Origin of the sequence: Chitinimonas prasina (genome assembly GCF_030160395.1) — a bacterium.
Classification (GTDB): Bacteria; Pseudomonadota; Gammaproteobacteria; order Burkholderiales; family Chitinimonadaceae; genus Chitinimonas; species Chitinimonas prasina.
Genome location: NZ_BSOG01000006.1, coordinates 197,854 through 218,281 on the forward strand (window position 1 = coordinate 197,854; position 20,428 = coordinate 218,281).

The 20,428-nt window shown below is 60.7% G+C and carries 14 protein-coding genes and 1 pseudogene; 12 read left to right on the plus strand and 3 right to left on the minus strand.

The genetic code is table 11. The features are described from left to right. Positions 1 to 266 precede the first annotated feature (266 nt). From QQK16_RS19120 to dacB, 3 genes are all read left to right on the plus strand, one after another. The gene (locus QQK16_RS19120; RefSeq protein ID WP_284198081.1) at positions 267 to 2,426 is read left to right on the plus strand and encodes a primosomal protein N'; all 2,160 of its coding nucleotides are present in this window, start codon (positions 267 to 269) and stop codon (positions 2,424 to 2,426) included. A 266-nt stretch (positions 2,427 to 2,692) separates the two neighbouring features. Next, on the plus strand, positions 2,693 to 4,417 hold the full coding sequence (locus QQK16_RS19125; protein ID WP_284198082.1) for a CAP domain-containing protein: 1,725 nt from the start codon (positions 2,693 to 2,695) through the stop codon (positions 4,415 to 4,417). 2 nt (positions 4,418 to 4,419) lie between these two features. Next, complete coding sequence (dacB, locus tag QQK16_RS19130) at positions 4,420 to 5,907, plus strand: D-alanyl-D-alanine carboxypeptidase/D-alanyl-D-alanine endopeptidase (RefSeq protein ID WP_284198083.1); 1,488 nt, start codon at positions 4,420 to 4,422, stop codon at positions 5,905 to 5,907. A gap of 3 nt (positions 5,908 to 5,910) precedes the next feature. Here the strand turns inward: dacB and QQK16_RS19135 are convergent, their stop codons facing one another. Continuing rightward, positions 5,911 to 7,731: a DUF885 domain-containing protein gene (locus tag QQK16_RS19135; protein ID WP_284198084.1), complete on the minus strand. Its 1,821-nt coding sequence runs from the start codon at positions 7,729 to 7,731 to the stop codon at positions 5,911 to 5,913. 339 nt (positions 7,732 to 8,070) lie between these two features. On the opposite strand from QQK16_RS19135, the gene ubiD reads away from it, so the two are divergent. Then, entirely contained in the window at positions 8,071 to 9,594 is a 1,524-nt protein-coding gene (ubiD, locus tag QQK16_RS19140) for a 4-hydroxy-3-polyprenylbenzoate decarboxylase (RefSeq protein ID WP_284198085.1), read from the plus strand. Positions 9,595 to 9,749: 155 nt separating this feature from the next. Continuing rightward, on the plus strand, positions 9,750 to 10,769 hold the full coding sequence (locus tag QQK16_RS19145; protein ID WP_284198086.1) for a DUF475 domain-containing protein: 1,020 nt from the start codon (positions 9,750 to 9,752) through the stop codon (positions 10,767 to 10,769). Positions 10,770 to 10,906: 137 nt separating this feature from the next. Here the strand turns inward: QQK16_RS19145 and QQK16_RS19150 are convergent. After that, positions 10,907 to 11,194: pseudogene (locus QQK16_RS19150) on the minus strand (DUF3579 domain-containing protein); the annotation flags it as partial. 85 nt (positions 11,195 to 11,279) lie between these two features. Here QQK16_RS19150 and QQK16_RS19155 point away from each other — a divergent pair. The 7 genes from QQK16_RS19155 (at position 11,280) to QQK16_RS19185 (ending at position 18,846) form a co-directional block, all read left to right on the plus strand. Then, the gene (locus tag QQK16_RS19155) at positions 11,280 to 13,271 is read left to right on the plus strand and encodes an aminotransferase class V-fold PLP-dependent enzyme (RefSeq protein WP_284198088.1); all 1,992 of its coding nucleotides are present in this window, start codon (positions 11,280 to 11,282) and stop codon (positions 13,269 to 13,271) included. Between the two features lie 37 nt (positions 13,272 to 13,308). Continuing rightward, entirely contained in the window at positions 13,309 to 15,117 is a 1,809-nt protein-coding gene (locus QQK16_RS19160) for a tetratricopeptide repeat-containing diguanylate cyclase (protein WP_284198089.1), read from the plus strand. A 127-nt stretch (positions 15,118 to 15,244) separates the two neighbouring features. Then, positions 15,245 to 16,162, plus strand: a complete 918-nt coding sequence (gene argF, locus QQK16_RS19165) for an ornithine carbamoyltransferase (RefSeq protein WP_284198090.1) — start codon at positions 15,245 to 15,247, stop codon at positions 16,160 to 16,162. Between the two features lie 14 nt (positions 16,163 to 16,176). Then, entirely contained in the window at positions 16,177 to 16,569 is a 393-nt protein-coding gene (locus tag QQK16_RS19170; RefSeq protein ID WP_284198091.1) for a VOC family protein, read from the plus strand. Positions 16,570 to 16,571: 2 nt separating this feature from the next. Next, a complete protein-coding gene (locus QQK16_RS19175; RefSeq protein ID WP_284198092.1) occupies positions 16,572 to 16,943 on the plus strand; it encodes a 5-carboxymethyl-2-hydroxymuconate Delta-isomerase in 372 nt (123 codons plus the stop codon). A gap of 21 nt (positions 16,944 to 16,964) precedes the next feature. Continuing rightward, positions 16,965 to 18,182 (plus strand): argininosuccinate synthase, encoded by a 1,218-nt coding sequence (locus QQK16_RS19180; protein ID WP_284198093.1) that lies wholly within the window; start codon positions 16,965 to 16,967, stop codon positions 18,180 to 18,182. Positions 18,183 to 18,294: 112 nt separating this feature from the next. Beyond that, positions 18,295 to 18,846 carry a DUF2799 domain-containing protein gene (locus tag QQK16_RS19185; protein ID WP_284198094.1) on the plus strand — a complete coding sequence of 184 codons (552 nt, stop codon included), beginning with the start codon at positions 18,295 to 18,297 and terminating at the stop codon, positions 18,844 to 18,846. Positions 18,847 to 18,899: 53 nt separating this feature from the next. Here the strand turns inward: QQK16_RS19185 and QQK16_RS19190 are convergent, their stop codons facing one another. After that, positions 18,900 to 19,832: a diguanylate cyclase domain-containing protein gene (locus QQK16_RS19190; protein WP_284198095.1), complete on the minus strand. Its 933-nt coding sequence runs from the start codon at positions 19,830 to 19,832 to the stop codon at positions 18,900 to 18,902. Positions 19,833 to 20,428 lie beyond the last annotated feature (596 nt).

Sequence of the window (20,428 nt, forward strand, 5' to 3'; positions counted from 1 at the left end):
GGTTGGCGGAAACGCGCTTGTCAAGCACTGCATGTTCGCGCTGCAAATCGGTGTAAATTGCGTAAAGCACTGATTTTTAAGTGAATTAAATGTTGCCTATTTTTTGTGCAACATAATAAAGCGCTTGATGTATCCGGGGTTTAGCGCGTTTCCCCAAACTTGCCCACAAAGTTATCCACAGGATTTGTGGACAGGCCGAAAATCCCTGTCGCAACACGGATTTAGCGGCGTTGCGGCGTATCGAAAATAGTTTTCTTGACAGGCCTATGCCCTATCTCCGCCTTGCCCTGGATGTCCCGCTTGCCCGGCTGTTCGATTACGAACTGGCGGATGCCGATGCCTCGGCAGTGGGCAAGCGCGCAGTCGTGTCGTTTGGTCGGCGTGCCCTGGTCGGGATGGTCATCGAGGTGGCCGATAGCCCCGCCGATGCAGGCGTTGCCATCAAACCGGTGGAGGCCTTGCTGGACGATCTGCCCACCTTGCCGGCCGATATCCTGGACCTGTTGCAGTTCTGCGCAGATTACTACCAGCATCCGCTGGGGCAGGTAGTGCATACGGCCCTGCCGGGCAGGTTTCGTGAAATCGCACCGTACCGGGTGGCGCCAGCCTGTGCCTACCAGGCAGTGGACGCCGATGCCTTGCTGGGCAGCCTGCCCAAGCGGGCCAGCCTGCAGCGGCGCTTGGCAGTCATGCTGGCGGAGCCCTGCAGCGAGGCACAATTGCGTGCGGAATCGGGCTCGGCCTGGCGCCTGGTGCAGGCGTGGTTGGCGCAAGGCCAGCTCAGGCAGGTGGCGTTATCGCTTGCGCTTCCGCAACCGGTGGCCGGCCCGGCGCTCAACCCAGGGCAGGCTGCTGCTGTTGCGGCCATCACGCAGTCGGCGGGGTTTGCCTGCCATTTGCTCTGCGGCATTACCGGTAGCGGCAAGACCGAGGTCTATCTGCATGCCATTGCCGAGGTGCTGCAGCGGGGGCTGCAGGCACTGGTGCTGGTGCCGGAAATCAATCTGACGCCCCAGCTGGAAGGGCGCTTCCGGCAACGTTTTCCTGGTGTGGAGATAGTCAGCCTGCATAGCGGTGTAGCCGATGGCGAGCGTGCGACTGGCTGGGTGCGTGCGGCACGGGGGGAGGCTGCCATCGTGCTGGGTACCCGGCTGGCGGTGTTTACCCCCCTGCCCAGGCTGGGGCTGGTGGTGGTGGACGAGGAGCATGACGCCAGCTTCAAGCAGCAGGAAGGCCTGCGCTACTCGGCCCGCGATGTGGCCGTGTACCGGGCCCGCCAAGCGCAGGTTGCCATCGTGCTGGGCTCGGCTACGCCAGCGCTGGAGAGCTGGTACAACGCCGAAGCGGGGCGCTACAAACGCCTGGCCTTGCCTCAGCGTGCCGTTGCCGGGGCGCAGCCGCCTAGCTGGCAGCTGGTGCCAACCCGGCGTCAGCATCTGGCTGATGGCTTGCATGCCCATACACTGGGGGCGATAGAGAACCGCCTGGCGCGGGGCGAGCAAAGCCTGATTTTCCTCAATCGACGCGGCTACGCTCCGGTCATGCACTGCAGTGAATGTGGCTGGCTGGCTGCGTGTACCCGTTGCTCGGCCCGCTTGACCGTACATATGCGAGAACGGCGGCTGCGCTGCCACCATTGCGGCTGGGAAGAGCGCTTTCCACCGGCTTGTCCGGGTTGCGGCAATAGCGATATGAAGCCGCTGGGCCAGGGTACCCAGCGACTGGAGGAGCTACTGGCCCAGCGCTTCCCACAGGCCCGGGTGTTGCGCATAGACCGCGACAGCATGCGGCGCAAAGGCAGTTTTGAGGCGGCACTCAAGACCATACATGCGGGTGAGGTCGATATCCTGATCGGTACCCAGATGCTGGCCAAGGGGCATGATTTTCCGGCGCTGACGCTGGTGGCGGTGATTGGGGCGGATAGCGGCTTGTACTCGGCTGATTTCCGCGCCAGCGAACGGCTGTATGCCCAGCTGGCCCAGGTGGCAGGGCGGGCAGGGCGGGCCAATAAACCGGGCGAGGTACTGATACAGACGGATTTTCCAGAGCATCCGCTATACCAGGCCTTGCTGGCTGACAACTATGCGGACTTCGCCGCTACCGAGTTGGCTGAACGCAAGCTGGCCGGTTTCCCCCCCTATCTTTACCAGGCTGTGCTGAGGGCGGAGGCGGATACCCTGGCGGAAGCCATGCAGTTCCTGCAGGGGGCGGTTGCCCTGGCGCCGCTCGATGAGGCCGTTACTGTGTGGGATCCCGTTGCTGCCAGCATGATGCGGCTAGCCAATCGCGAGCGTGCACAGGTATTGGTGCAATCGGGTTCACGCGCACGCCTGGGGGCGTTCCTGGCGGGCTGGATGCAGGCTTTGCGCGCGGAACGGGCCGCCAAGGTGAGGTGGTCACTGGATGTGGACCCGCTAGAGCTTTGAGCTAGCCGCCAGAAACCGCGCTTTCGTGGCAATGCGAGCCGTGCTCGACATTGATTTCTCCTTATATATCAAGCCTGTGTTGCGTCGAAATTTTTCGACCATGCCTTGTCTTGCTGAGAAGTCGTATTTTCTGGAAGTCTCCTTGAGTCGCTATCCTATTAGGGAGCGGGTCTGAGAGCCTGTTCACGATTTTCTACCCTGGCGAAAAAATCTTGAACATGCGCTGAAGCCAGGCCTTGGCTATATGTCGGAATGGGTACTGAACCATGCACCTGCTGAGTCTGCTGCTTCCCTTGCCGCTGGTGGCGGCACCCCAGCCCGAACACGATGAGCCTGCGGTGGTGGTGCCCGCTGGCATGCGAGCCGGCTGGGTAGTGGATACACAACAGCGTGAGGCGGTACGGCTGTTTCATCGGGTCCGTTATCGTGCCACGCCTCGCTCGGGTTTCTGGCAGGGCAGCATAGACCGCTGTGATGCAGGCGAGACCCTGCCCCAGCATAGGCAGGCAGCCTTGGCCCGTATCAACTGGTTTCGCGCCATGGCGGGTGTTCCGGCTGATGTTGAGGAAGACCCGGCGGCGAGCCGCAAGACTCAGGCCGCGGCCTTGGTGATGGCCGCCAATGGCCGTATAGCCCATGCGATAGACCCCGGGTGGCGTTGCCATTCTGATGATGCAGAGGAAGGTGCCAGGTTGTCTCTGCTGGCCCGTGGCGAGAACGGCGCGGGGGCGGTGACGGCCTTTATGCGTGACGCCGGCCTGCAGAACCAGGGGGTCAATCATCGCCGTTGGCTGCTCTACCCACAAACACGTTTCATCGGCCTGGGCGACGTGCCGGTGGCTGGGCAAGCCGATGCCGCCAGTGGCTTTACCGCTTACGATGGCCTCTATGGCAGCAACCGGCCCGCAGTGCGTGACGGTTTCGTGGCCTGGCCGCCGCCGGGGTGGGTGCCCTATGGTGTGGTTTTTCCTCGCTGGTCGTTTGCTTTGCCGGGAGCAGACTTTTCTGAGGCGCGCATCCGCATGTGGCAGGGCGATGAGGAGGTGGCCGTGGCGACCGAGGCGCTGGAGGTTGACGTAGGCGAGCCCACACTGGTCTGGCGTGCACATGCACTGGCCCACGATGCGGCATGGACGGATCGTGACGGCCAGTACCGGGTGAGGATAGACAGGGTGAAGCTGGCTGGTGCTTGGCAGGAATACGCTTACCAAGTGAAGTTGTTCGACCCCGAGGCAGCCCATGCCACGCAGTCCGAAGCCCATATTGAAGGCGCCCGGCGGATACCCCTGGCCGGCGGTGGCTTCAGGGTATTGCCCCAGCCCGGTGCTACCGGCGCGCAATGGCGGGCCTTGCAGGTACTCACGGCGGGCGTGGAGGCCGGGGCGGAACAGGGTTATGGTCTGTTCTCCTATAGCGGGCGCAATGATTACCCGGTGCTGGATGGCAAGGTGGTTGCCAGTGGCAGGCAGGCCTATAGGCTGGCCCACCAGGGTGCGGGTAACGAGACCCTCACGCTGTCGCAAGCCGTGATGCTGGGGCCGGCGCCCAGACTGCGCTTCATGAGCCGGCTGGGGGTGGCCGGGCGCGACGAGGTGGCCCTGGTGGAGGTGCTGGTGGACGACCGGGATGACTGGGAGACTGTCTATCGACAAGGCAGTGATGGCGTCCCTGCCCACGCCGAGGCGCAGTACCGTGAACGTCTGGTAGATTTGTCGGCCTATGGTCTGCGGCGTGTGCAATTGCGCTTTCGCTACCAGTTTGACCAGGGGGACTTCTACACCCCCGACGACAGCCGGGTAGGCTGGTATATCGATGATATGCAGCTTGGCGATGCGGGCCTGGCGCAGCAGATCACCGAGCCGCAGCATACCCGGCAAGGTCAGTTCGAATTTGTGCCGGCGGCCAGGGGCCGCTGGTTTTTGCAGGCGCGTCCCTTGGTATACCAAGCTGCGGGTGACTGGGGGCCACTTTGGCAGGTACACGTGGAATAAGCATGGCGAAAAGAACAAGCCTGGCGGCATGGGCCGCTGTTTTGCTTTGTAATGTATTACCGGCAAGTGCGGCCTTGCCTGAGATGGTGGCCAGCCAACTGAAGCAGGCCAAAGTGCCGGAAAACGCCATGGCGGCGGTGGTCATGCCCTTGGCAGGCGAGGGCGCGCGCCTGTTGCATCAGCCCGATACGCCCTTCAATCCTGCTTCTACCATCAAGCTGCTGAGTACCCTGGCGGCGCTGGAGACCTTGGGGCCGAGCCATAGCTGGCATACCGGCCTGTACAGCAAGGGTGGCCTGGAGGGCGATACGCTCAAGGGGGATCTTTACCTGCGTGGCGGCGGCGACCCCAAGCTGACATTTGAGCGCCTTTGGCTATTGCTGCGTGAGCTGCGGGCCCGTGGCGTCCGGCGGATAGAAGGCGACTTGGTGCTGGATCGCAGTTATTTCGTGTTGCCCCCAGACCTTGCTGCGAGCCAGTTCGATGAACAGCCGGAGCGCGCCTATAACGTAGGGCCGGATGCCCTGCTGGCCAATTTCAGGGCGCAGCGCTTTGACATGGAGTCGGGTGCGGACAGCATGCTGGTGCGTATAGAGCCACCGCTGGCGGGCCTGGTGGCCGATAGCCGCATGAAGCTGGTAGATGGCGACTGCACCCGCTGGGCGCGTGGCTGGGCCAGGCCGGATATCGAAAGGCTGGCCGACGGCCAGGTCAAGGTGACCTTGCAGGGCAGCTTTCCACGCCATTGCCGGGCCGGCCGTTACTTGAGCCTGTTTGGGACAGTGGACTTCACCAGCCGCCTGCTACGTAGCCTGTGGCAGGAGCTGGGGGGCGAGATAAGCGGCACGACCCGCGAGGCAACGACACCGCAGGATGCGCGGCTGTGGGCCGAGCAGGTGTCGCCACCGCTGGCCGAGCAGTTGCGCGATATCAACAAGCTCTCCAACAACACCATGGCCCGCTCGGTGTATCTGACCATGGGGGCAGAACAGGCACGCGCCTTGAACTGGCCGCCTGGCATGGATAGCCAGCAGGCGGCAGAGGCGGCACTCCTTGCTTGGCTGGCCAAACAGGGTTTGAGCATGCCGGGCTTGGTGGTGGACAACGGCGCGGGTCTGTCACGCACGGCCCGCATCAGCGCACGACAACTTGCATCGGTGCTGGCGGTGGGGCAGCGCAGCGCGTTTGCTGCCGAATACCTGGCCAGCCTGCCTATCGTAGCGCTGGATGGCACCATGCGGCGGCGTCTGGCGGGCACCCCGCTGGCGGGCAGGGCACGTATCAAGACGGGTACCCTGGATGGCGTCAAGGCCGTGGCGGGCTATGTGACCGACACGGCAGGGCAGGCCTGGCTGGTGGTTGGCATGATCAACCACCCCAGAGCCGATGAGGCGCAAGTGGCGCTGGATGCCCTGCTGGAATGGGCAGCCTGCCATGACACCTGCCCACAGGCTGGGCAGGTGTCAGCGGCAGCGCCTACTGTGCCCTAGCGATCACGCCTTGCCGCCGCCCTGGGCTATCCAGCTGTCGACCTTGCGCTCCAGCAGTTGCAAGGGCATCCGTCTGCCGTCCAGTACCACAGCGTGAAAATCGCGGATATCGAACTTGTCACCCAGGGCCTGCTCTGCCCGCTGGCGCAGTTCCATCAACTTACGCTGGCCTATCATGTAACCCAGCGCCTGTGAGGGATTGGAGAAGTAGCGATCCACTTCGCTCTCGGCAAAATCCTGGGTCAGGCCACCCTGGCGCACCATATAGTCCACTGCCTTGGTGCGCGGCCATTTATAGGCATGGATGCCGGTATCCACCACCAGCCGGGCAGCGCGGAACAGTTCGGCCTGCAGGTGGCCGTAGTGCTGGTAGGGATCCTTGTACAGCCCCATGGCATAGCCCAGTTTTTCGGCATAGAGCGCCCAGCCCTCGCCGTAGGCGACATTCCAGCCGCCGACGCGGCGCCACGGATGCAGGCCTTCGATTTCGGCGGCACGGGCAATCTGCATATGGTGGCCGGGCACGGCTTCGTGCAGGAACAGGGATTCGACCCGCCAGGTCGGCTCGGTCTGGTAACCCAGGGCGTTGATGGTGAACAGGCCGCTGGTGCCCAGCACCAAGGAGCCTGCAGCGTAGTTGGCAGCTGTACTGCTGCTGGCTTCGGCGGCGGTCATGCTGCGGATGGCGTAGGGGGTGCGGGGCAGGGCATGGAACAGTTTGCCCAGTTGCGGATCGACCCGTTGCGACATGGCGCGATAGGCTGCTAACACCGCATCGGATGACTTGAAGAAATAACGTGGATCACGGCCCAGCTTGCGTACGAACTGGTCGGTGCTGCCTTTGAAACCCGTCTGCCTGGCTACCGCGGCGATCTCCTGTCGCAGGCGTGCCACTTGTTGCTGGCCCAGGGTGTGGATTTCCGCCGCACTCATGCCCTCGGCAATCTCGCTGCGGATAAGGTGGTTGTAATAGTCCAGGCCGCCGGGCAGGGCGGCCAGACCGGCCTCGGCCGGCGCTTTGGGCCGGTATTCGGTCTGCAGATAGGTCTTGAGCTTTTGCAAGGCGGGCTGGTAGTGGCTCAGGATCAGCTGCCTGGCTTCATCGGCCAGTGCCTGCCTTTGGGCGCCCGACACGGTGGCCGGGTATCGTTTGAAGGGACCGAAAACCACGCTGTCATCAGGCTGGCTCACCATGTGAGCATCGATGGCCGCGACGATGCGGTCCACTACGGGGGTAGTGCGCATCCAGCCGCTGTCACGACCCAGTTCCAGCCTTGCCATGGTCTGTTCCACCAGCTTGGGAATGCCGCGTAGCCGCGCCAGGTAATCCTGATAGTCATTGGCGGAACGGAAAGCGGTGAGCTGGGCCTGCCGCGGCATCATGTTCTGTATGCCGCCCAGGCTGCTCAGTACCAGGGCGTGGCGATAGGCGAAGCGCTGCGCAGCGACGGCTTGCTCCATCTTGTTGCGCAATAGCTCGTAGGAGAGTTTTTCCTGCCCTTGCAACTGGCTGGCATCCAGTGCCTGCAGGCGGATCAGGGTACTGCGCTCATACTGCTGCTGTGTCTCCAGGGCGGTTGCCGAGAGATCGGGCAGCAGGTGGTTGTAGCCGGGTATGCCTTGCGCGGTAGCCAAATCCGGCATGGCGCGGAGAACCTTGTCCAGATCTGCATCGAGCAGCGCCTTGAGTTCCTGGCTGGTACTGGGCGACGATTGCTGGGCCTGGCTGGCGGCAATGTCGCCGGCGTAAGCAGGGGGGAGGGTCATGACCAGAGCGGCCAGGAGGGTGAGGCAGGGGCGTTGCTTGCGAGCAAGGTCATGCATGGCGTGGTTTCCTCAGGATTTGTTGTCGTGCCGCTGGCAAAACCCTCGGGCGTGGCTGTGCAAACCTGCCTTGCTGCATGCACGGCCGGCATTTGCCGGCCTGGCCAGAACCGCTGCGCAGTTTTGTTGGCGGCGTTTATGGTTGTGAGGCTGCTGGCCTCGATGTGCGCAGCCCTGCGTGGGTCTGGCGCCTGGGCAGCATAAAGATAAGCTTATGTAGCTTCAATCAAAGCCGGCTGTATGGGCCGAATTGTTGCAGCGACGCCGGTATAGCGGCTGCCTCGATTTATACTTGCACCTTTGCTGCCCTTTGCGGTGGCGCCTGGCTGCGGATACTCCATGAAATACCAAGATCTACGCGACTTCATTGCCCAACTGGAAGCCATGGGTGAGCTCAAGCGCATCAAGACGCCGATCTCCACCAAGCTGGAGATGACCGAGATATGCGATCGTGTGCTGCGGGCCGGTGGCCCTGCACTGTTGTTCGAGAACGTGGTGGGCCATAGCATGCCGGTGCTGGGCAATCTGTTCGGCACCCCGCGCCGTGTGGCCCTGGGCATGGGGGCGCAGGAGGTGGAAGCCCTGCGTGAGATAGGCAAGCTGTTGGCCTACCTGAAAGAGCCGGAGCCACCCAAGGGCTTGAAGGATGCGTGGGAGAAATGGCCCATCCTGAAGCAGGTGCTGAATATGGCGCCCAAGGTGGTACGCCGTGCCCCCTGCCAGGAGGTAGTGTGGGAGGGAGAACAGCTGGATCTGGCACGCATACCCATACAGCACTGCTGGCCGGGTGATGTGGCTCCCTTGATTACCTGGGGCCTGGTGGTCAGTCGTGGGCCGCACAAGCCACGGCAGAATCTGGGCATCTATCGACAGCAGCTGATAGGCCGGCGTCAGCTCATCATGCGCTGGCTGGCGCATCGGGGCGGGGCACTGGATTTTCGCGAGCATGCCATACGGCATCCGGGGCAGGCTTTTCCCCTTTCGGTGGTGCTGGGCTGCGATCCCGCCACCATCCTGGGTGCGGTAACACCGGTGCCGGATAGCCTGAGCGAGTATCAGTTCGCTGGCCTGCTGCGGGGTAGCAAGACCGAGCTGGTGCAATGTCTGGGCAATACCTTGCAGGTGCCAGCCAGTGCCGAGATCGTGCTGGAGGGCCATATCGCACCGGCTGAAAAAGGTTGGCAGGGGGTTAGCGAGACAGGCATAGCCATGAAGGAGATAGGGGGCTATCTGCATGCGCTGGAAGGCCCCTATGGCGATCACACCGGTTACTACAACGAGCAGGACTGGTTCCCGGTGTTTACGGTGGATCGCATCACCATGCGACCGGACCCGATCTATCACAGCACTTATACCGGCAAGCCGCCAGATGAGCCTGCCGTACTCGGTGTGGCACTGAACGAAGTGTTCGTGCCCATACTGCAGAAACAGTTTCCCGAGATCGTGGATTTCTATCTGCCGCCAGAGGGATGCTCTTACCGCATGGCCATCGTCAGCATCAAGAAGGCCTATCCGGGCCATGCCAAGCGCCTGATGTTCGGCGTGTGGAGCTTCTTGCGGCAGTTCATGTACACCAAGTTCATTGTGGTGGTGGACGACGACGTCAACACCCGCGACTGGAAGGAAGTTATCTGGGCCATTACCACCCGGATGGACCCGACGCGCGACACTACCTTGGTGGACAGCACGCCGATTGATTACCTGGACTTCGCCTCTCCAGTATCGGGCCTGGGGTCGAAGATGGGGCTGGATGCCACCAACAAGCTGCCCGGCGAAACCAGCCGGGAGTGGGGCGTGCCCATCAGCCAGGACGTCGAGGTCAAGACGAAGGTCGATGCACTGTGGGACAATCTCGGGCTATAGGGCGCTCCCAGCAACCACGCTGTCGCCTCGCTGCGGCGTTGAGATTGTTCGCTGGCAGCTTGTCTGGTTTAGCCAGCCAGGTTTCTGGAAGCCTGCAATAACCCCGGCGTGACCGGGGCCATCCCATTTCAACAAAAACCAACTGAGGCAGGCCCGTGGGCAACCTTCAATATTTCCGATCCTCTTTCATCGTCACCGGCCTGGGCTTGGCGGCGGCTTTCTATGTGGGTGGCCCCAAGGCCATGTTTATCGCGGCCATACTGTCCGTGCTGGAAGTCTCCTTGTCGTTTGACAATGCCGTGGTCAATGCCACGGTGCTCAAGGACATGGATGAAAAATGGCGCCATCGTTTCATCACCTGGGGCATGCTGATAGCCGTGTTTGGCATGCGGGTGGTGTTCCCTGTGCTGATTGTGGCGGTCATTGCCAAGCTGTCGCCTTGGGCGGCACTGCAACTGGCGGTTGGCGACCCGGACGGCTATGCGGCTACCCTGACTTCTGCCCATGTGGTGGTGGCCGGTTTTGGTGGTGCCTTCCTGATGATGGTGTTCCTGCAGTTCTTCCTGGACAAGGAAAAGGACGTGCATTGGGTGCGTCTGATCGAGGAGCCACTGAGCAAGCTGGGCAAGATGGAGGCCGTGACCATAGCCATCTGCATGATCGTCATCTATGTGATATCGACCTACCTGCCCCAGGCTAAACAGATGGAGTTCGTGCTGGCTGCCATGGCTGGCCTGATCACCTACATCATCGTGGACGGCTTCTCTGCCTTGCTGGAGTCGGACGAAGAAGCAAACCATAACGGCACGGTGGCGCGCACCGGCCTGTCGGCCTTTCTCTACCTTGAGGTGCTGGACGCCAGCTTCAGTTTTGATGGCGTGATCGGTGCGTTTGCGCTGTCCAACAACATCTTCATCATTGCCATCGGCCTGGGTGTAGGCGCCATGTTCGTGCGTTCGCTGACCCTCTATTTCGTGGCCAAGGGCACGCTCGATCAGTTCCGTTACCTGGAGCATGGCGCGTTCTATGCCATAGGCGCCTTGGCGACCATCATGTTCGTCGGTACGGTGCACCATATCTCGGAAGTCATCACCGGTTTGATCGGTGCGGCCTTCATTGTTTTGGCGCTGTATTCGTCGATCAGGCACAACCGCCGCGTTGCGGCAGCACAATAGCAGGCCGAGCAAATCCCTGCCTGTGGCCTTCAGGCTATGAAGTCAGGAGGTTGGAGTAATTGCTCCAATTGCGGCGTAGAATGGTGCCCCTGTTGCCAGGGGCACTGAAACTAACCCAGGAACTGACTGGGGTAGTGTTCTTCCAGCAATTGGCGGCAGTCGACAACGCGCAGGTCGTTGTCTTTGGCAAAACTCATCAGAAAGCTGTACACCCGCGGGTCTATCTTCTCGAGCTGCTTGTCGATGGCGACGCAGCGTACGTTTTCCATGACCATCGGACGCACATAGGGTGCGTACGACAGCTTCTGGTCGGTACCAAAAGTCGAGAGAATACCTGACAGCCGTTCAGCCCAATCAGAGGGGCGGAACTCGCGGCCATTGCGGGTGAGGCCTTGGATGATGACTTCGTATGGGTTGCAAATCATCGCGTGTAGCTTGGGCTTGGATTATTCTTGCGGGCTTGGGCGGAGATCCCGCCCCGCAATTCAAGAATTATAGGAAGAGATAACCGTGTCAAAACCGATTAGCCGCATTTTACTGGTAAACGACGAGAAGCTGGTGCTGAAAGCACTGGTCAAGGGATTGAATGCTGCCGCAAGGCAATTGGACAACCCCTTGGGTGCCACGTTTATCGGGGTGGAAACCGCGCAGGAAGCCCTGGCGGCCATACGTGAGGACGGCGATATCCAGGCTGTGATCGTTGATGACCAGCTGCATCGCGTCGGTGAGCAGGGCGGCGCGCGCAAGAAGAAACTGCAGATGTCGGCGCTGGACCTGGTGCATGCCATCCATGCGCACCGGCCGGAGCTGGACGTCTACATCCTGATTGCCCAGCAAGATGAGGCCGAGGTGGTGAACACCTTGCTGTGCGAGGCGGTGGATGGTTATTTCTACCGTGATGATCCGGACTATTTCGGCTGGTACCGCATACTGAGCACCCAGTTGCTGGAGCGGGCCCACACGCCGTTTTACGACAAGCTCAAGCAGTATGTATTCATGGCCAAGGATGCCTGGCACACGCCGGGCCACAGCTCGGGCGACAGCCTGCGCGGCAGCCCATGGGCCGAGGATTTCTATGACTTCATGGGCGAGCATATCTTCCGGGGCGATTTGTCGTGCTCGGTGCCCATGCTCGATTCCCTGCTGCACCCGACAGGCATCATTGATGAAGCCCAGCAGATTGCCGCCAAGGCTTTTGGCGCCCACCGCACCTTCTTTGCCACCAACGGCACCTCCACTGCCAACAAGGTGATATTGCAGACCTTGCTGGCGCCGGGCGACAAGCTGCTACTGGATCGCAACTGCCATAAGTCGGTACACCATGGCGTGGTGATATCGGGCGCCTTGCCCGTTTACCTGGATTCGAGCACCAACCTGGAGTACGGCCTGTTCGGCCCGGTGCCCAAGCAGTTGATCTTCAAGGCCATAGAAGACAACACCGATGCGAGGGCCATGATACTGACCTCGTGCACCTATGATGGCTTGCGCTATGACCTGCCACCCATCATTGCCAAGGCGCATGAGCACGGCATCAAGGTGATCATCGACGAAGCCTGGTATGGCCACGCCCGTTTCCATCCCGAGTTCCGGCCTACTGCGCTGGAGGCGGGGGCGGATTTTGCCACCCAGTCCACCCATAAGGTGATGAGCGCTTTCTCGCAGGCGTCGATGATCCATGTGAACGAGGTGGTCGAGTTCAATGAGCATGTGTTCCGCGAGAACTACAACATGCATACCTCGACCAGCCCGCAGTACAGCATGATTGCCAGCCTGGATGTGGCCCGGCGGCAGATGAGCATGGAAGGCTACAAGCTGCTGAGCCGTACCCTTGCGCTGGCGGCGGAGTTGAAGGAGCTGATCAACTCCACCGGGGTGTTCCGGGTGCTGGAGCTGGATGACCTGTTGCCCGAGGAAGTGAAGCAGGACGGTGTGAGGCTGGACCCGACCAAGGTGACCGTGGATATCTCGGCATCGGGCTACACGGTGGACGACCTGCAGAAACTGTTGTTTGAGCGATACAACATCCAGATCGAGAAATCGACCTTCAATACCATCACGTTATTGCTGACCATCGGCACCACCAAGAGCAAGGTGGCGCGCCTGTACGATGCGCTGATGCGTATCAGCCGCGAAACCCGCGCACCACGGCGGCTTTACCGTACGCCGGCGATTCCGCATTTCACCCGGCTCAAATACCTGCCGCGCGATGCCTTCTATTGCGGTGGTGAGCTGGCGCCCTTGCTGGATGAGGCTGACCAGGTCAACCAGGCTTTGGCGGGCCGCGTCAGCTCTGACCAGGTTGTTCCCTATCCGCCGGGTATCCCGGTACTGGTGCCCGGCCAGGTCATTACGCCGGAGATCATCAGCTATCTGGTCAACCTGCTCCGCAGCCAGAAGCAGACCGAACTGCACGGCGTGGTGTTCGACGGCTGGCTGCCCTGTATCCGGGTGCTGACAGCGGAAGACGAGGCAGGCCTGAGAACGCTGGACGGCAAGGCCTGAATCGCGCATCCTGAGTCATATTCACTGCATAGAACCCATGACCGCTGAGGCCTATGATCCCACAGTAGCCCAGGTGTCGGTAGCGCAGGAAATCGCTGCGCTGAATGCCGGCGCCTGGCGGCTGCAATATGGCGACCCGCTGGAGGCGCGCTCGCTGGCCGAGCGTGCGCTGGCGCTTGCCTGTCAGACGGGGGATGACGCGGGGGAAGTCTATGCCCGTGTGGCGCTGGCATGCTACGAAATGCGCCACGGTGACGTGGAACTGGCACGGCGGGAGTTTGAGTCGGCCAAGCATTTCTTCGAGCGTAAGAAGGATGTGCGCGGCCTGATGAGGGCCAGTTTTGGCGTGTCGGCCTTATTGTCGCGCGATGGTCGCTCCGATGATGCCTATGCCGAGTTGATCGGCTTTGTGTCTGAGCTGGACGGAGCCGAGCCGGTAGACGCCTTCGTCATCTATAACTGCCTGGGTATTACCAGCATAGAGGCGGGCCAGCTCGACGATGGCATGCGCCATTGCTACAAGGCCTTGACTGCGGCCAGGCAGCTGGGCTCGCCAGACCATCTGGCCTTGATACTCTCCAACCTCGGTGATGCCCAGCATGGTGCGGGCAATTACGAAGATGCCATCCGCTTTCTGGTGGAGGCTGACGAGATGGTGGGGCAGTCACGCCTGGCGGCCCTGGCGCCCTTGGTGGCAGGCAACCTGGCCATGTGCCAATTGGCCATCGGCGCCCATGAGGCGGCCTACGAAACCATACAGCCCTATCTGAACCTCAGCGATGACGAGGTGCGCATAGGCAAGGCGGATGCCGCTTTTTTCCAGGCTATCGCCGCCCACACCTATGCTGCCCACGGCCGCTGGGACGAAGCCGGCGCCATGGTGGATCGGGCCTTGCTGGCCGCCGAGGCATCGGGCGAATCCAGGGTGATTACCCATTGCCTGTGGGTGCGCGGCCTGGTGGAACGTGGCTTGGGCCATGTGAGTGCCTCGCTGGGCGCTTTCCAGAAGGCCGAAGCCTATCTGAGCAAGCAGCAAGACCCGTATTACCCAGTGCAGATCAACCGTGAGTTGGCACGCGCTCATGCCAGCCTGGGGCAGTGGCAGCAGGCTTACGATTATCTGGATCAGTACCAGCAGCTGTATCAGCGATCGCTGGGCAGCGCTGCCCGTGCGCGCACCCAGATTACCCGTATACAGAGCGAATTGGCCGAGGCCGAGCGTGAGCGCGACTTTGCCCTGCTCAAGCAGGCCGAGGCCGAGCGTGCCCGTACCGAGCTGGAGATGCTGAACCGCGAGCTGGCCAACAAGGTGGACGAGATCGAGCGATTGCAGGCCAAGCTGCGTGAGCAGGCCATACGCGATCCTTTGACCAATCTCTATAACCGGCGCTACCTGCAGGAAGAGTTGAGCAATGAGATCAAGCTGGCGGAGCGTCGGCACTATTCCGTCTGTGTGGTGCTGATTGATCTCGATCACTTCAAGGCGGTGAACGACCGCTTTGGCCATCCCATGGGCGATCAGGTACTGATAGAGCTGGCCAGCATGCTGATAGGCAATATCCGTGGGTCGGACTTTGCTTGCCGCTTTGGTGGTGAGGAATTCTGCCTGGTGCTCTCTGATATCGACCTGGAGTTGGCTTTGGGGCGGGTGCGCACCCTGCTGCACCGTTTCCATGCCCTGGTGGTGGAGATGGATGGGCGCAGGTTGGATCAATTGAGTTTCTCGGCTGGCGTTGCTGAGTATCCACGCCATGGCCGTAGCCCCGATAGCTTGCTGGCGGCGGCGGATGCCGCCCTCTACCGCGCCAAGGCTTGCGGCCGCGACCGGATATTCCCGGCCGATTGACGCCAATCTGATCACCAGCGATGTCGATATTCCATAAATCGATGTCGCATAGTGGAAAATCCTTCTTGACCGGGCGGCCTTGCTCGGAGAAGCTCAAAGCTTTTCCGCAACGCACAAAGAGGCCAGCATGCCAGGCAAGCACTTCCTCCAGTTTACCGACTTCAGCCGTGACGAATACGAGCACCTGTTCGTCCGCAGCCGTGTACTGAAGGATCGTCTGCGCCGAGGGGAGCTCTATCAGCCCCTGCAAGGCAAGACCCTGGCCATGATCTTCGAGAAGAGCTCCACCCGCACACGGGTGTCGTTCGAGGCGGGCATGAACCAGCTTGGCGGCCATGCCATGTTCCTGGCCAGCAAGGATACGCAGCTGGGGCGGGGCGAGCCGATCGAGGATGTGGCACGCGTGATCGGCCGCATGTGTGACGTGGTGATGCTGCGCACCTATGAGCAGACCATCGTCGATACCTTCGCCAGCTATTCCAAGGCACCAGTCATCAATGGCCTGACCAATGAATACCACCCTTGCCAGACCTTGGCCGATATCTTCACCTATATCGAGCATCGTGGTTCCATCGAGGGCAAGACCGTGGCCTGGATAGGCGACTCCAACAATATTTCCCGCACTTGGCTGCAGGCCGCGCGTATCTTCAACTTCAAGCTGCGGCTGGCCTGCCCCAAGGGCTATGAGATGTCGGTGCTGGATGGCATCGATTACCGTGACCACTTTGAACAAACCCACGACCCGCGCGAGGCAACCGAGGGTGCGGATCTCGTCTCTACCGACGTTTGCGTCTCCATGGGCTTCGAGCGGGAGAGCCTGCAGCGCAGGGTTGATTTCCTCAGCTACAAGGTGACTGGCGAGTTGATGAAACTGGCCGACAAGGATGCGGTCTTCATGCATTGCCTGCCGGCGCATCGAGGCGAGGAAGTGGATCCGGATGTGCTGGACGGCCCGCAATCCATCGTTTGGGATGAGGCAGAGAACCGCATGCACACCCAGAAAGCACTGATTGAATACCTGTTGCTGGGCAAGATAGATAGCTGATTGAGGCGCGAAGGATGATAGACCACACCGGTGTGACCGTCAGTGACTACGGCCGCAGCAAGGCGTTTTACGAGGCTGCCCTGGGCACCCTGGGCTATGGTTGCCTGGCGGAATTTTCCGCCGAAGTGACAGGGCACACCGACGTGGCGGGCTTTGGGGAGAAAGCCAGCGGCAAGCCGGATTTCTGGCTGAGCGTGGGTACGCCCAACCAACCGCCCATCCATATCGCTTTCAGGGCAGATAGCCGTGCGGCCGTAGAGGCATTCCATGCCGCCGCCCTGTTGGCGGGTGGTCGCGACAATGGCGAACCGGGCTTGCGCCCACACTATCATCCGCACTATTACGGTGCTTTTGTATTGGACCCGGACGGCCACAATATCGAGGCCGTCTGCCATCACCCAGGTTGAGCATGCCCCATATCGTTATTGAATACACCGACAACCTGGCAGAACAGCCGGATTTTCGGCAACTGTTTGCAGCGCTCCATGCGGCGCTGGTAGAGACCGGCGATGTGGCCGAGATCGATATCAAAAGCCGCGCCATCAAGTTGACCGACTGGTATGTAGGGGATGGCAACGCCAGCCATGCGTTTGTCCACCTCAAGCTCTACCTGATCAACCGGCGTACCGTGGCGTTCAAGCGACGAGCGCTGGCGGCACTGCAGCCTGTAGTCGCCGCCCATTTCCCGCGTACGCTGGCCGAGCGCCAGTGCCAGCTTTGCTTTGAGACGATAGATATAGACGGCGATACCTACGCCAAGATCGTCTCACCCCAGAATTGAACCCATTAGCAGGAAAGTCTTATGTCTGACGCCAACAAAGTTGTACTCGCCTACTCCGGTGGTCTTGATACCTCGGTCATCCTCAAGTGGCTGCAGGATACCTATCAATCGGAGATCGTCACCTTTACTGCGGATATCGGCCAGGGTGAAGAGCTGGAGCCGGCCCGTGCCAAGGCCATCAAGCTGGGTATCAAGCCAGAGAACATCTATATCGACGATTTGCGCGAAGAGTTCGTACGCGATTTTGTCTTCCCCATGTTCCGCGCCAATACGGTGTATGAGGGCGAGTACCTGCTGGGTACCTCCATTGCACGACCACTGATTGCCAAACGGCAGATCGAAATTGCCAATCAGACCGGGGCAGATGCAGTGAGCCACGGCGCCACGGGCAAGGGCAATGACCAGGTGCGTTTTGAGCTGGGTTACTACGCGCTCAAGCCGGGCGTGAAGGTGATTGCACCCTGGCGGGAGTGGGATCTGCTGAGCCGCGAAAAACTGTTGGCCTACGCCGAAAAGGCTGGCATACCTATCGAGATGAAACACAAGGCGGGCGGCGCACCATACTCCATGGATGCTAACCTGCTGCATATCTCGTTCGAGGGACGACACCTGGAAGACCCCAAGGCCGAGGCAGAGGAAAGCATGTGGCGCTGGACGGTGGCGCCCGAAGCAGCGCCGGACGCCCCTGAATACCTGGACATGGAATTTGAACAGGGTGACCTGGTGGCCATCAATGGCCTGCGCCAGAAGCCCCATGAGTTGCTGGCCAAGCTCAACGAACTGGGCGGCAAGCACGGCATAGGCCGGCTGGACCTGGTGGAGAACCGCTATGTGGGCATGAAGTCGCGCGGCTGCTACGAGACGCCCGGCGGCACCATCCTGCTGAAGGCGCACCGTGGTATCGAGTCGATCACCCTGGATAGGGAAGTGGCGCATCTCAAGGACAACTTGATGCCCCGCTATGCCGAGCTGATCTACAACGGCTACTGGTGGAGCCCGGAGCGCCGCGCCCTGCAGGCGCTGATCGACAATACCCAGCAATATGTCAGCGGTTGGGTGCGGGTGAAGCTCTACAAGGGTGGGGTGTCGGTGGTGGCACGTGACTCCAAGGACACCTTGTTTGACCAGACTATCGCGACTTTCGACGATGATGGTGGCGCCTATAACCAAAAGGATGCCGAAGGCTTCATCAAGCTCAATGCCTTGCGCATGCGCATCGCTTCGCGCAAGCGCGGTTGAGCGTACTGCCATCCCATAAGCCCGGCGAGGCCGGGCTTTTTGCTGCCTGCCGTTCAGGGCGGATTCAAGCAGCGGGGCCTAGACTGCAGTCATCCATCCTGGGAGAACAAAAATGAAAAAGCTGCTGCTGTTGGCCAGTGTGTTGCTGTTGGGCGCTTGTGCTGCCATGAGCGAGGCGGAATGCCGGACGGGTGACTGGTATGGCGTGGGTGAGCGGGATGGCCGGGATGGTCGGGGCAGCCGCCTGGGTGACTATGCCGAGGCATGCCAGAAAACCAATATCCTGCCCGACCCGGCCGAATACTCGCGCGGCCGCGAGCGGGGTCTGCTGGCCTATTGCACTCCTGAGAATGGCTACCGCGTAGGCAGGGCGGGCTATAGCTACGGCAATGTCTGTGCGCCCGAGCTGCAGGAAGGTTTTTTGCGCGAGTACAACCGGGGCTATGCGCGGTATGAGCTGCGCCGCGATATCGACAATCTGGAAAACGATATGGTGCGCTATGGCCGCGAGATCAATCGCCTGAGCGAGCTGATAGGCAAGGCCGCCACCGAGGATGAGCGCCGCAAGCTACGCCGTGAGCGCGATGGCTACGAGCGTCAGCGGCGTGATGCCAAGAGCACGCTGATATTGCTGCAGGCTCGTTGGTTGGTGCAGGGTGACTAAGAGCCTGTCTTGAACTCAAATCATGGATGGGTGATGGCAGGTGAAGTGGCAGCTTAGGCTGCACCTGTGCTGGGTTTTGCTGGTGGTGCAGCCAGCATGGCGGCCGACCAATAGGCATACGCACCGCCACCTTGCCGCTTGGCGTGGTACATGGCGGCGTCGGCCTGGTCGAGCAATGCCTGGGTTTCCACGCCGTCGCGCGGGTAGAGGCTGATGCCGATGCTGGCATGGGTTTGTACCTTGTGTGGCCCGAATGCAAAGGGCTGGCCGATGGCGTCTACCAGCTGCTGCGCCACGGCATTGGCATGGTCGGTGTGCTGCAGTTCGCTGATCAGCACGGCGAACTCATCGCCGCCTAAGCGGGCGACCAGGTCGGATTTGCGTACCGCACCATGCAGGCGCTCCGCGACCGAGATCAGCAGCCGGTCGCCGATCGCGTGGCCCAGTGTGTCATTGACTTGCTTGAACTTGTCCAAGTCCAGAAACATGACGGCAAGCATATTGCCCTGCAAGGCAGCTGCAGCTATGGCCTTGCTCAGCAGCTCAAGAAAGTACTGCCGATTGGGCAGGCCAGTCAGGCTGTCGTGATAGGCCAGCCTGGCTATACGTTCCTGTTCGCAGCGTTGAGCACTGATATCGTGCTGGATGGCGATAAAGTGGGTAATGTTGCCGTGGCTATCCTGTAGCGGCGTAATAATCTGGTTGACGGTGTAGAAAGCGCCATCCTTGCGCCGCTCTATCAACTCGCCTTGCCAGGGGCGCCCGGACAGGATGGTGCTCCATAGCTCGCGGTAGAAAGCCGTATCGTGCTGGCCGGAACGCAGCAGATCGGGCGACTTGCCCATCAGCTCGGACTCGGCGTAGCCGCTCAGACGGCAAAAGGCCTGATTAACCCACACCATATGACCGTGGCGATCTGCAATCATGATGGCATTGGCTGCCGTGGCAAAAGCACGGGCCAGCAGGGCTTGCGGCTTTTTCAGCATTGCACCCTCCGCGGCTTGGGCTGGGGAACCTCCGGTGTTATCCGTTTTTCGCCGCCACCAGGTTCTGCCTGTTGGCCCCTTGGTTGGGATGGCGGTTGCCTTGGTTCCATGCGCTTCTGGAAACCTGATGGCCGTCCTGGCCGGCGTAGTTTGCTAGGGGATGTCCACAAGGCAATTGTTTTATAGCTGACCGTGGCGGTTTGTGCACCGGTGGGCGCAGGCTGCGTAAAGGGTAACTGACTGACAGTAAAGCACTTTGTGCTGGATCAAAGCCTGTTGATCTGGCGGATTCGCCAAATGCTCGATGCCCAGTTTTGCCTGCAGAGGTGTAAGCCACGACCTTGGAGAGGTGGAGGGGACTTTTGGTGTGGGTGAGCCTGCGCTTGCTTGTGCACTTGGTTAGAAATGCCCTCTTTTATTTTGTACATGACAATCAATGAACAAATTTTTTGATTGATTGTGCAGCCATGTTGCAAGTGCACATCAGCCTGTTGTACGCAGTATCCGGTATGGGTAAAAAGCACATAAGCAATTGTTTTTGTTAATTTACCTGTTAGAATGCCGCCCTTTCGTTCGAGGGTGGTCGCTCCCTTTTG